Annotated in this window: 12 protein-coding genes; 11 read left to right on the forward strand and 1 reads right to left on the reverse strand. The window is 63.0% G+C overall.

Going from position 1 to position 12174, the window contains the following annotated elements; genetic code table 11:
- The 10 genes from Q0L57_RS28885 to Q0L57_RS28930 all read left to right on the forward strand — a co-directional run.
- The coding region (locus tag Q0L57_RS28885) for a replication-associated recombination protein A (protein ID WP_296746499.1) at positions 1-960 on the forward strand (960 nt) is incomplete at its 5' end.
- A 2-nt stretch (positions 961-962) separates the two neighbouring features.
- Positions 963-1622 (forward strand): DUF930 domain-containing protein, encoded by a 660-nt coding sequence (locus Q0L57_RS28890; RefSeq protein WP_296746500.1) that lies wholly within the window; start codon positions 963-965, stop codon positions 1620-1622.
- A gap of 166 nt (positions 1623-1788) precedes the next feature.
- A complete protein-coding gene (locus Q0L57_RS28895; protein ID WP_296746501.1) occupies positions 1789-2619 on the forward strand; it encodes an aspartyl/asparaginyl beta-hydroxylase domain-containing protein in 831 nt (276 codons plus the stop codon).
- Positions 2620-2782: 163 nt separating this feature from the next.
- Positions 2783-3751, forward strand: a complete 969-nt coding sequence (locus Q0L57_RS28900; RefSeq protein WP_296746502.1) for a helix-turn-helix domain-containing protein — start codon at positions 2783-2785, stop codon at positions 3749-3751.
- Between the two features lie 140 nt (positions 3752-3891).
- Positions 3892-5409 (forward strand): aldehyde dehydrogenase, encoded by a 1518-nt coding sequence (gene adh / locus Q0L57_RS28905; RefSeq protein ID WP_296746503.1) that lies wholly within the window; start codon positions 3892-3894, stop codon positions 5407-5409.
- Positions 5410-5475: 66 nt separating this feature from the next.
- Positions 5476-5841 (forward strand): DUF779 domain-containing protein, encoded by a 366-nt coding sequence (locus Q0L57_RS28910; RefSeq protein ID WP_296746504.1) that lies wholly within the window; start codon positions 5476-5478, stop codon positions 5839-5841.
- Positions 5842-5952: 111 nt separating this feature from the next.
- Positions 5953-6939 (forward strand): RluA family pseudouridine synthase, encoded by a 987-nt coding sequence (locus Q0L57_RS28915; protein WP_296746505.1) that lies wholly within the window; start codon positions 5953-5955, stop codon positions 6937-6939.
- Entirely contained in the window at positions 6936-7856 is a 921-nt protein-coding gene (locus Q0L57_RS28920; RefSeq protein WP_296746506.1) for a DMT family transporter, read from the forward strand. Before Q0L57_RS28915 ends, Q0L57_RS28920 begins: the two co-directional genes overlap by 4 nt.
- 10 nt (positions 7857-7866) lie before the next feature.
- Positions 7867-8658: an ATP12 family chaperone protein gene (locus Q0L57_RS28925; RefSeq protein WP_296746507.1), complete on the forward strand. Its 792-nt coding sequence runs from the start codon at positions 7867-7869 to the stop codon at positions 8656-8658.
- Between the two features lie 185 nt (positions 8659-8843).
- Positions 8844-10733: an MFS transporter gene (locus tag Q0L57_RS28930; protein WP_296746508.1), complete on the forward strand. Its 1890-nt coding sequence runs from the start codon at positions 8844-8846 to the stop codon at positions 10731-10733.
- Between the two features lie 79 nt (positions 10734-10812).
- On the opposite strand, the gene Q0L57_RS28935 is transcribed toward Q0L57_RS28930, so the two are convergent.
- Positions 10813-11007 (reverse strand): DUF2735 domain-containing protein, encoded by a 195-nt coding sequence (locus Q0L57_RS28935; RefSeq protein ID WP_296746509.1) that lies wholly within the window; start codon positions 11005-11007, stop codon positions 10813-10815.
- Positions 11008-11319: 312 nt separating this feature from the next.
- Here Q0L57_RS28935 and Q0L57_RS28940 point away from each other — a divergent pair.
- The coding region (locus tag Q0L57_RS28940) for a glutamine synthetase beta-grasp domain-containing protein (protein ID WP_296746510.1) at positions 11320-12174 on the forward strand (855 nt) is incomplete at its 3' end.

Raw genomic sequence — 12174 nt, forward strand, 5'->3', positions numbered from 1 at the left:
ATCCATCGCTTCAACCGCGCCCAGCAGGACGGCTTCCTTCCCGTGATGGAGGACGGAACGGTCGTATTGGTGGGAGCCACCACGGAGAACCCGTCCTTCGAGCTGAATGCCGCGTTGCTTTCCCGCGCGCGGGTGCTGGTATTCCGGTCCCTCGGCGAGGAAAGCATCGCCAAGCTTCTGGAGCGGGCCGAAGAGACCGAGGGCAGGGCGCTGCCGCTGGACGACGAAGCCCGGGCCATGCTGATCCGCATGGCGGACGGCGACGGCCGCGCCTCGCTGACGCTGGCCGAGGAAGTCTGGCGCGCCGCCAAGCCCGGCGAGGTGTTCAGTCCGGAAGGTCTGCAGCGCGTCATCCAGCGCCGCGCGCCTATCTACGACAAGGGGCAGGACGGCCACTACAATCTGATTTCGGCGCTGCACAAATCGGTGCGCGGCTCCGATCCCGACGCCGCGCTCTATTATCTCGCCCGCATGTTCGATGCTGGCGAGGACCCGCTCTATCTCGGCCGGCGGCTGGTGCGCATGGCGGTAGAGGATATCGGTCTCGCCGATCCCCAGGCGCTGGTCGTCGCCAACGCCGCCAAGGATGCCTATGACTATCTCGGCTCTCCCGAGGGCGAGCTCGCCTTCGCCGAGGCCACCGTCTACCTCGCCACTGCGCCGAAATCGAACGCTGTCTACACAGCCTTCAAGGCGGCCACGCAAGCGGCGAAGGAATTCGGCTCGCTGCTGCCGCCCAAACACATCCTAAACGCGCCGACCAAGCTCATGAAGGAAGAGGACTACGGCGCGGGCTATCGCTACGACCATGACGAGCCGGACGCCTTTTCTGGACAGGACTATTTCCCGGAGAAGATGGGGCGGCGCACCTTCTACGATCCGCCGGAACGCGGCTTCGAGCGCGACATCAGGAAGCGGCTGGAATATTGGGCCAAGCTGCGCAGGGAACGGGAAAGCTAGGGTTGGCCCGCGCGGCCGTGCTTGCGCCACGGGGCGAGAACCTGCCTTGGGGCATCCCGGCTTCTGTGGTCCTGCACATGCTGCTGCTTGCGCTATTCGCGCTCCTGCCGCCGCCAATGCGCCCGAAGCGTCCCCAGGACGAGCCGGTTTCGGTCGAGATACTGACGCCGGGCCAGCTTCGGCCAGCGGAACAAGCTCTGGCCGCTCCGACAATTCCAGCGCCGGTTCCGCCCACTGTCACTGCGCCAACTCGGCCGACAGAACCGCCGCCACCGGCCATGATCCGTCCGACGGAAATGCTGTCGGCGAAAACGCTTGCCGATCCTCGCAGCCGGCAGGTGCGCGCCGACCTTGCGACATTTGCATCCGAGGACCGCATGTCCCAGCTCTGCAACATCGAGGCGATGGACCAGATCCACAAATGGAAGGCGGATTTCCAGCCCGACCGGTTAGTGGCCTATGCGACCGCCGGGGAAAAGATCAAGGGCGCGACGATCAATGCCGACGGCGCCGCTTTTCGCAGCCGCAAGAACTGGTACGCGCTGAAGTTCAATTGCGAATTGTCGCCGGACGGCGAAAGCGTCATTGGCTTCGAATTCCTGGTCGGCGATCCGGTGCCGCAAGAGAAATGGGACGAACTCGGCCTGCCGGCAGTGCATTGATGACGTTTCCTTGGACATCCGCAAAGCTGGCGCAAGCGTTGGCGCCGAAGCTGCGGCGGCCCCAGATTGTGCAGCGGCACGAAAAATCCTATGAAGGCGCACGGCTGGCGGGGGTCGCCGTGATTTGACTCATGCGAACAGGGATCGCGCTCCCGCGCGGACGAAATTGACAAAGCAAACCTTTAAGACCCTTCGTAAGGCTGCGATTGCAGTCGTAATCCTCGCGCTTGGCTTCTACTTCATCCCCATAATCACGGCGATCTTCGTCGTCTGCGGTCTGATCGACGTCATGCGCAACGATCAGAAGGACTGGAAGCTGTTCGATCGCTACTTCCTCGGCAACGGCCTGTTCACCTGGCTGCTTTCGCCGTTCAACCTGATCGTCGACCTTCTCTGCTACCGGAACCAGGGCGTGTGGAAGCCCGAGCAGTTCCCAGAGGACTATCAGCGCGAGATCAATGAGGTCCTTGGCGTCTTCAAGGCGCGCAAGGACGAGATCATCGCCGACATCGACGCCAATTTCGGCACCGGCCGGCGCGGCATGTATGTCTACCAGTGGTATGGCAAGCACAAGATCGACAACGTCCCGGAATTCAACAAGGACTACAAATACATCAAGACGATCGCCGTTTCCGTTTTCAGCAAGCGCGAATCGACGTCCTGGCATTTCGGCCCGCTGCGGCTCAGCCTTCGCATCCTCTACAATCTGATCCCGGTGAAGGCGGAGATCTTCGTCCAGTGCGGCAGCAAGAAGAACTACTGGTACGACAATCCGCTGTTCATCTTCGACGACACGCTCTTCCACCGCTCGGTCAACGAATATGACGGCCGCCGCTACTGCGTCTTCGTCGACATCATCCGCCCGTCTCCGTTCCCGAAGCTTATCGCGGGCCTTCTCGCCATCGTCTCGGTCAGCGTCGAGCGCATCAATTCTGTCTTCTACAGGAACTGGAAGATGATCGGCTCCTCCAAGGCGAACAAGGCGGCAGCCAACTGATATCGGATTGAAGGCTGGGCCGCTTGCCGGCCCAGCTAGTCGGCCATTACACCATCGTCCAATAGCGTCGACCCGTCGCGACCATTAGAACTCATCTATCGGATATATCCGCACGGATATAACGATGGAGCGGAGGCAGCTTCCGCTCACCGGGAGGATAGGGTTGAGCGGACGGCAAGCAGCCGTGCATGCGGATCTGGTCCAGGCTTCGATCGCCAAGAGCGACGCGGCCCATTCGGCGCTTGTCGCCTCGTGGCGGCGTTCCCTGCAATTGCATCATCTCGATCCGGCCGAGCGCAAGGCGCCCAGGCGGCTGACCGAAGGCGAGCTCATGCAGGCCCGGCAGCGCATGGAGCAATTGATCCGGGCCGCCGACGGCAGCCTCAACCGCCTATATCTTGCGGTTGGCGGCGTGGGCTGCTGTGTGATGCTTGCCGATCGCAACGGTATACCCGTCGAGCGCAGGGGCGCTGTCGCCGACGACGAGACATTCGACGAATGGGGCCTGTGGACCGGCACGGTCTGGAGCGAGGACAGCGAAGGCACCAACGGCATCGGCACCTGCATCGCCGACCAGAGGGCACTGACCATTCATCGCGATCAGCACTTTTTCTCCCGCAACACGCTGCTCAGTTGCACGACGGCGCCTGTCTATGACCATGAAGGCAATCTGGCCGCCGCTCTCGACGTATCGTCCTGCCGGTCGGACCTGACGGAAGGCTTCGTCCAGCTCATCGCCGTCGCAGTTGGCGACGCCGCCAGGCGCATCGAGGCGGAGAATTTCCGCATGGTGTTCTCCAACGCCCGCATCCTGCTCGCCCCGGTCGCCGAACGCAGCGCGGGCGCCTTGATCGCGGTCGACGCGGACGATCTGGTGATCGGCGCGACCCGCTCGGCACGCCTCGCGCTCGGTATAACCAGCGAAGCCCTGGCAAAGGGGCTGCTCGCCGCCGACGTCCTCGGTGATGCCGCGAAAGCTGCCGAGGATCTGGACGACGCCGAACGCAGCGTCCTGCAACGAGCCCTGGCCCGCGCCGGCGGCAATGTCTCCGCGGCCGCCCAAGGCCTCGGCATCTCGCGCGCGACGCTGCACCGCAAGCTCGCCCGTTTCTCCATCCGCCGCCCGCATTGAATTTCGAGCCGTGACCTGTCGCACTTCTGCGACAGTCGGCGGCCACCATCGATGGGGCATGGGCTGACAAGCCGCAAGCTGTCCGCAACTCTTGCCTTCCAACGCGCCGCATCCCGTGGCGTGCTTCCCGGGAGGATGAGATGAACAAGGTGGAATTCTCGCGCACGGCCAAGGTTCCCTTCGCCAAGCGATACGACAACTACATCGGCGGCGAGTGGACGGCGCCGTCGTCCGGAAAATACTTCGACAACCTCTCGCCGGTGACCGGCAGGCCCCTTGGCGAAGTGGCCCGCTCCGATGCCAAGGACATCGAGGCTGCACTTGATGCGGCCCACAAGGCCAAGGATGCATGGGGCAGGACGAGCGCCGCCGCCCGCGCGCTGATCCTCAACCGAATCGCCGATCGCATGGAAGAGAACCTCGATCTCCTGGCGCTTGCCGAGACCTGGGACAATGGCAAGCCGATCCGCGAGACGACCGCCGCGGACCTGCCGCTGGCTATCGATCATTTCCGCTACTTCGCCGGCGCCGTGCGTGCGCAGGAAGGTGGCATCTCGGAAATCGACCACGACACCGTCGCCTATCATTTCCATGAGCCGCTCGGCGTCGTCGGTCAGATCATCCCGTGGAATTTCCCGCTGCTGATGGCGGTGTGGAAGCTGGCGCCGGCGCTTGCGGCAGGCAACTGCGTGGTGCTGAAGCCCGCCGAGCAGACGCCGGCCACGATCATGCTGTGGGTCGACCTGATCGGCGACCTGTTGCCGGAAGGCGTGCTCAACATCGTCAACGGTTTCGGCCTCGAGGCCGGCAAGCCGCTGGCATCGTCGAACCGCATTGCCAAGATCGCCTTCACCGGCGAGACCACGACCGGGCGGCTGATCTCGCAATATGCCAGCCAGAACCTCATCCCCGTAACGCTCGAGCTCGGCGGCAAGTCGCCCAACATCTTCTTCCAGGACGTGACGGCCGAGGATGACGACTTCTTCGACAAGGCGATCGAGGGCTTCGTCATGTTCGCGCTCAACCAGGGCGAGGTCTGCACATGTCCGAGCCGTGCGCTCGTGCACGAGAAGATTTACGACAAGTTCATGGAGAAGGCGTTGAAGCGTGTCGAGGCGATCGTCCAGGGCGATCCGCTCGATCCGGCCACCATGATCGGCGCGCAGGCCTCGAGCGAGCAGTTGGAGAAAATCCTCTCCTATTTCGACATCGGTCGCCAGGAAGGCGCCGAGGTGCTGACCGGTGGCGAGCAGAACCACCTGCCGGGCGATCTTGCCGGCGGCTATTACGTCAAGCCGACCGTCTTCAAGGGCCACAACAAGATGCGCATCTTCCAGGAGGAGATCTTCGGCCCTGTTGTGTCGGTCACGACCTTCAAGGACGATGACGAGGCGCTGTCGATCGCCAACGACACGCTCTACGGCCTCGGCGCCGGCATCTGGAGCCGCGACGCCAACCGTTGCTACCGCTTCGGACGCGCCATCCAGGCGGGCCGCGTCTGGACCAACTGCTACCACGCCTATCCGGCGCATGCCGCCTTCGGCGGCTACAAACAGTCGGGCATCGGCCGCGAGAACCACAAGATGATGCTCGACCATTACCAGCAGACCAAGAATATGCTGGTCAGCTACAGCCCGAAGAAGCTTGGCTTCTTCTGATCCTCCCAGGGCGCACAGGGGGAGGGCGCGGTTCGCCGTGCCCTCCCACGAACTGAGGAGGAGAACATGGAGAAACCTTCGCTAGGCAAGGTTTCCGCTACGCCGGAGGCGGAGGCACTGCTAGCCGAGATCATTGCCGATCACGGCCCAGTGCTGTTCCATCAGTCCGGCGGTTGCTGCGACGGCTCGTCGCCGATGTGCTACCCGCGAGGCGAGTTCATGGTCGGCGACAAAGACGTCAGGCTCGGCGAAATCGGCGACACACCGGTCTATATCAGCGCTTCGCAATTCGAGGCTTGGAAACATACCGACTTGATCATCGACGTGGTGCCGGGCAGGGGCGGCATGTTCTCGCTCGACAATGGCCGCGAGAAGCGCTTCCTGACACGGTCGACGATCTGTGCCGTTCCCGCACCGCCTTCAAGCGGTTGATTGGACGACGTCGCGACTATTGGGGCAATCGTCGCGCTTTCTTGGGTCTTTGGCTCGCAACCGGCCTGCCTTAGTGCTATGGCGCCGCTTTCAAACGGAAAAGCGTATCCCATGGCAGGCGTTGAACAGATAACGGTGGAGGCCGGCGAGGCGGGCATGCGGCTCGACCGCTGGTTCAAGGTCCATTACCCGGGCCTCGGCTTCGGCCATCTGCAGAAGCTGCTGCGCTCCGGCCAGGTCCGCGTCGATGGCGGCCGAGTGAAGGCCGACACGCGTGTCGAGCCGGGCCAGTCCGTTCGTGTGCCGCCGCTCGATGTCGACAAGAAAGGCGACGCGCCGCTCACCGGTCACTCGATCCGCAACCAGGGCGATGCCGACGTGCTCGCCAAGATGCTGTTGCACGAAGATCCGAAGGTCTTCGTCTTCAACAAGCCGGCGGGGCTGGCCGTCCAGGGCGGCTCCGGCGTCACCCGCAACGTCGATGACATGCTGGAGGCCTGGCGCAACCAGAAGGGCGAGAAGCCGCGGCTCGTCCATCGCCTCGACCGCGACACCTCCGGTGTGCTGGTGGTTGCCCGCACCCGCCTTGCCGCGATGAAGCTTTCGGAAGCCTTCCGGGCGCGTGAGACAAAGAAGACCTATTGGGCGCTGGTGAAGGGCGTGCCGCCGAAGCGCGAGGACAAGATATCGACCTGGCTCGTCAAGGAAGCAACACCGGATGGCGACCGCGTGCGCATCGCCAAGCACGGTGAGAAGGGCGCTGACCATGCCGTGTCCTACTACCGCGTCGTCGAGCAGGCGGCGCAATCGCTGTCCTGGCTGGAGATGGAGCCTTACACAGGCCGCACACACCAGTTGCGCGTCCACGCCGCCTTTATCGGCTGTCCGATCATCGGCGACCCCAAATATTTCGAAGCCGACACCAATTGGGACTTTCCGGGCGGCATGCAGAACCGGCTGCATCTGCATGCGCGCCGCATCGTCATTCCGCATCCCGACCAGGGCGTGATCGACGTCACCGCGCCGATGCCGGCGCATATGCGTCAGAGCTGGAATCTGCTCGGCTTCGACGAGCGGAGCGCGGAGGACGAGGCATGAGCGGAGCCGTCGGCACGCTCGACCGCCGCGATTCCGTCGACCCGACAGCCGCCGCCATCATGGTCGGCTTGACGCTCTCCTGGGGGCTGAACTACGTCGCCGCCAAGATCTCCTATGCCGGATACGATCCTGTCTTTGTCTCGATCGCGCGATCGGTCATCGGCGGTATGTGCGTCTTCGCCTGGTGCCGGTTGCGCGGCATCAAACTGTTCGATGCGGATGGCACTCTCGTCGCCGGCATCGTCGCGGGCGCACTGTTTGGCGTCGAGTTCCTGTGCCTGTACATCGGGCTTGAATACACGACCGTCGCCCGCAACACGCTGCTGGTCAATACCATGCCCTTCTGGGTCCTGATCGGCGGCCATTTCCTGCTCGGCGAACGTATCAACGCACGCAAGCTCACCGGGCTTGTACTGGCCTTCTGCGGCCTGCTGGCGGTGTTCTCGGACGGCATCATTGCCGGAAAGGACGCGACGCTGACGGGCGATCTGCTCAGTCTCGGCTCGGGCGTCCTTTGGGCTTTGACCAGCATCTTCATCAAGCGGTCGAAACTGGTCGCGACGAGCGCCGAGAAGCTGTTGCTTTACCAATTGGCGGGCGCAGCCATCGTCGGCGCGCTGGTGATGCCGTTTGCTGGCCCACCGATCCGTGAGATAGCGACATTGCCGACGCTGGCGTTGATGTTCCAGTCTTTTTATGTCGTCGCCTTCACCTATGTATTGTGGTTCTGGCTGCTCACGCGCTACCCGGCATCGAGCCTGTCGAGCTTCGCCTTCCTGTCGCCGGTCTTCGGCGTCCTGTGTGGGGCGCTGCTTCTTGGCGAGCCGCTGACGGTCAGGATTTTCTTGGCGCTGGCGCTGATTGCCGCCGGGCTGATCATCGTCAATCGCCCGGCGCGCAGGCAGCCCACGGTGTAAGGAGTTCGACATGCGCGACATCCTCGAAGACCTCGAAGCGGGCAAGCTGCTTTCGGACCCGGATCCGGTGCGGCGCGCCCAGATCCAGATGAAGACGCCGCTGCCGAAGCGCTTCTACAAGTCCGTCTCGGTCGCGCCGGTAGAAAACGGTTTCGCCGTCCATCTCGACGGCAGGCCAGTGCGCACGCCGGGAAAGGCTGTGCTGGCGCTGCCGACAGAAAACGCGGCGGCGCTGGTGGCCGACGAGTTTTCCGCGCAGGGCGAAGTTATCGATCCCGTGTCGATGCCAGTCATGCGCCTCGTCAACACGGCCATCGACGGCGTTGCCAGCGACCCGCAGGCCGTGCTCGAGGACGTCCTGCGTTTCGCCTCATCTGACCTGCTCTGCTATCGGGCCGACGGCCCGCAGGGCCTGGTCGATCAGCAAAACAAGCTCTGGGATCCGGTTCTGGATTGGGCGCGCAGCCACCTTGGCGCCCGCTTCAACCTTGCCGAGGGCATCATCCATGTCGAGCAGCCGCGCGAGGCGATAGCCATCCTCGGTGCGCATCTTGCCCAGCGCAGCGAACCGGCGCGGCTGGCCGCCATCCATGTCATGACCTCTCTGACCGGTTCGGCGCTGCTGGCACTGGCCGTGGACTTCGGTGAACTGCACGGCGAGGAAGCCTGGACCGCCGCTCACGTCGACGAGGACTGGCAGATCGAGCATTGGGGCCAGGACGCCGAGGCGGTCGCGCGCCGCGCGGCCCGCAAGCGCGACATGATGGCCGCGGTCAGCCTGCTTGAGGCTCTGCAAGCCTGAGCGCCAAATCGCTTACGCACTGCGCCTAATACGAAAGTCATAATCCCATCGTCGCGGTGCCTTCCGGCCGCGCTTTCTGTCATTTCTCCTTTGTTGGCTGCGTTTTTTGAGTCCGCGTTCGGAGGAGCGTGGGCGGTGGCGCACAGCCCTCGAGGACAGACGGGATCTCACGGGAGGATACATCAATGGCAATGGCATCGACCGCAGGCACAACAAGCCGCGGCATGACGCGGGAGGAAAAGAAGGTCATCTTCGCCTCCTCGCTCGGCACCGTTTTCGAATGGTATGATTTCTATCTTTACGGCTCGCTGGCGGCCTTCATCGGCTCGACCTTCTTCAGCCCGACGATCCCTGAGGCGACACGCAATATCTTCGCGCTGCTCGCCTTTGCCGCCGGCTTCCTGGTGCGCCCGTTCGGCGCGCTGGTCTTCGGTCGCGTCGGCGACCTCGTCGGCCGCAAATACACCTTCCTCGTCACCATGACGATCATGGGCCTGTCGACCTTCCTGGTCGGTCTGCTGCCCGGCTATGCAAGCCTCGGCATCGCGGCCCCGGTGATCCTGATCGCGCTGCGCATGCTGCAGGGACTGGCGCTCGGTGGCGAATATGGCGGTGCCGCGACCTACGTCGCCGAGCACGCGCCAGATGACCGCCGCGGCTTCTACACATCGTGGATCCAGACGACTGCGACCCTCGGCCTGTTCCTGTCGCTCATCGTCATCCTGATCGTCCAGGGTTCGCTGAGCAAGGAAACCTATGCCGCCTGGGGCTGGCGCATTCCGTTCATCGTTTCCTTCGTGCTGCTCGCAGTCTCGATCTGGATCCGGCTATCGCTCTCGGAGTCGCCGACATTCCAGCGCATGAAGGATGAGGGCAAGGGCTCCAAGGCGCCGCTGTCGGAAGCCTTCGGCCAGTGGAAGAACGCCAAGATCGCGCTCTTGGCACTGCTCGGTCTTACCGCCGGTCAGGCCGTGGTCTGGTACAACGGTCAATTCTACGCGCTGTTCTTCCTGCAGAACGTGCTCAAGGTCGATGCGCAATCGGTCAACATCATGATCGCGATCGCCCTGGCCATCGGCTCGATCTTCTTCGTCGTGTTCGGCTGGCTGTCGGACAAGATCGGCCGCAAGCCGATCATCATGGCTGGCCTGGCGCTTGCCATCGTCTGCACCTTCCCGCTGTTCAAGGCGCTGACCTGGGCCGCCAACCCGGCTTTGGCCACAGCCCAACAGAACACCCGTGCGACGGTGACGGCCGCCCCCGGCGACTGCAAGTTCCAGTTCAACCCGGTCGGCACGGCGAAGTTCACGACTTCCTGCGATATAGCGACCTCGTTCCTCACCAAGAACTCCGTGCCTTATGACGTGGTGACGACGGCAGCAGCCGGAACCGCCGCCACGGTCAAGATCGGCAACGAGACGGTCACCTCCTATGACGCCGTCGCTGCCGGCGACCAGGCCAAGGCCAAGGACGCCGCCTTCGTGAAGGCAGTCAACATGTCGTTGCAGGACGGCGGCTATCCGCTGAAGCGCGCGGCGATCAAGGTGCCGGACCAGAAGCTTGACGCCTTCATCGCGGCCAACCCCGAGCTGAAGCTCGACGCCGCGACCATCCGTGGCGGCGAGAAGGCGACGGTTCCGACCGACAAGGCTATCGCCGACAAGCTGTTGACCAAGGATGAAGCCGCCGGCGCGCCGGAGGTCACCGTCTACAACATCCCAGGTGGCGGCGCTTTCGCCATGGTCGCCGATCCGGCGGGCATCAACTGGCCGATGACGATCGGCATCCTCTTCATCCTGGTGCTGTTCGTGACCATGGTCTACGGGCCGATCGCCGCGATTCTGGTCGAGATGTTCCCGACCCGCATCCGTTACACCGGCATGTCGCTACCTTACCACATCGGCAACGGTTGGTTCGGCGGCCTGCTTCCTGCGACCGTGTTCGCGCTCAGCGCCTACAAGGGCGATATCTACTACGGCCTCTGGTACCCCGTGGTGATCGCGGCGATGTCGCTGATCATCGGCACAATCTTCGTCAGGGACACGCTCGGCACCGACTTGAACGCCGAGCAATAGCCGACCCAACTCGACAAAAACGAAGCCCGGCGTGAGCAATCACGCCGGGCTTTTTTAGGTGCCGGAATGCGAAGAGGGGTCAGCTCTTCCGCTGCTGGTTTTCTTCCTCGACCGCGGCCTCATGGTACCAGCCGTCGAAGTCGGCATGCGTATCGCGCAATGCCGCAAGCTCTGCCGCGAATTTCGCCTTGGCGCCTAAATTTGAGGCAGGCTTGCCCGCTGCCAGCGGGAACATCAGGATTTTTGCCGACGGACGCGGTTGCGTGACTTGCATTGGCGGTCTCCCTGCTTTTTCAGGAGCTTGTCGATTCACCCGTCGATCAAAATAGGTTCTGCGATTCATTTAGGCAATATGCCTACGAAAAGATCATCTTTTGCCTATTATTTGCGCAATATTGACGCCTGACCGATGGAAGCGCAGTCCTGAGACGGCTCAGCAAAATCAACGCCCTGAGATGACCATTTTGCCGCACCCCCTAAGATCGGAGTGGCACACGACTTGCTTTTTAACCATCGGCAGGCTGGCTCGGTCCGGCCGTGCGTAGATGCCGCCTTGCGCGGCATCCAAGCAACGAGAGGCACAGAAATGACCAAATACAAGCTCGAGTATATCTGGCTCGATGGCTACACCCCGACCCCCAATCTGCGCGGCAAGACCCAGGTCAAGGAGTTTGCCGAGTTCCCGACGCTCGAGCAGCTGCCGCTGTGGGGCTTCGACGGCTCGTCGACGAACCAGGCCAAGGGCCACAGCTCCGACTGCGTGCTGAAGCCGGTCGCGCTTTATCCGGATCCAGCCCGCACCAATGGCGTTCTGGTCATGTGCGAGGTCATGATGCCCGACGGCGTCACCCCCCATGAATCGAACGCTCGCGCGACCGTCCTCGACGACGAGGGCGCCTGGTTCGGCTTCGAGCAGGAATACTTCTTCTACAAGGATGGCCGTCCGCTCGGCTTCCCTGAAAGCGGCTACCCGGCGCCGCAGGGCCCGTACTACACCGGCGTGGGCTACAAGAATGTCGGCGACGTCGCGCGCCAGATCGTCGAGGAGCATCTCGACCTCTGCCTCGCCGCAGGCATCAACCATGAAGGCATCAACGCCGAAGTGGCCAAGGGCCAGTGGGAATTCCAGATTTTCGGCAAGGGCTCCAAGAAGGCCGCCGACCAGATCTGGATGGCGCGCTACCTGCTGCTGCGCCTCACGGAAAAGTACGGCATCGACATCGAGTTCCATTGCAAGCCGCTCGGCGATACCGACTGGAACGGCTCGGGAATGCATTGCAACTTCTCGACCAAGTACATGCGCGAAGTCGGCGGCAAGGCCTATTTCGAGGCGTTGATGGCGCAGTTCGAGAAGAACCTGATGGATCACATCGCCGTCTACGGCCCGGACAACGACAAGCGCCTGACCGGCAAGCACGAGACCGCGCCGTGGAACAAGTTC

It is taken from the genome of Mesorhizobium sp. (assembly GCF_024509055.1).
Lineage (GTDB): Bacteria > Pseudomonadota > Alphaproteobacteria > Rhizobiales > Rhizobiaceae > Mesorhizobium.

Excerpts from the sequence above, each read along its gene's own strand:
- Q0L57_RS28930 (WP_296746508.1), top strand. The coding sequence starts at position 8,844 with ATGGCAATGGCATCGACCGCAGGCACAACAAGCCGCGGCATGACGCGG.
- adh (WP_296746503.1), top strand. The coding sequence starts at position 3,892 with ATGAACAAGGTGGAATTCTCGCGCACGGCCAAGGTTCCCTTCGCCAAG.
- Q0L57_RS28920 (WP_296746506.1), top strand. The coding sequence starts at position 6,936 with ATGAGCGGAGCCGTCGGCACGCTCGACCGCCGCGATTCCGTCGACCCG.
- Q0L57_RS28935 (WP_296746509.1), bottom strand. The coding sequence starts at position 11,007 with ATGCAAGTCACGCAACCGCGTCCGTCGGCAAAAATCCTGATGTTCCCG.
- Q0L57_RS28915 (WP_296746505.1), top strand. The coding sequence starts at position 5,953 with ATGGCAGGCGTTGAACAGATAACGGTGGAGGCCGGCGAGGCGGGCATG.
- Q0L57_RS28925 (WP_296746507.1), top strand. The coding sequence starts at position 7,867 with ATGCGCGACATCCTCGAAGACCTCGAAGCGGGCAAGCTGCTTTCGGAC.
- Q0L57_RS28910 (WP_296746504.1), top strand. The coding sequence starts at position 5,476 with ATGGAGAAACCTTCGCTAGGCAAGGTTTCCGCTACGCCGGAGGCGGAG.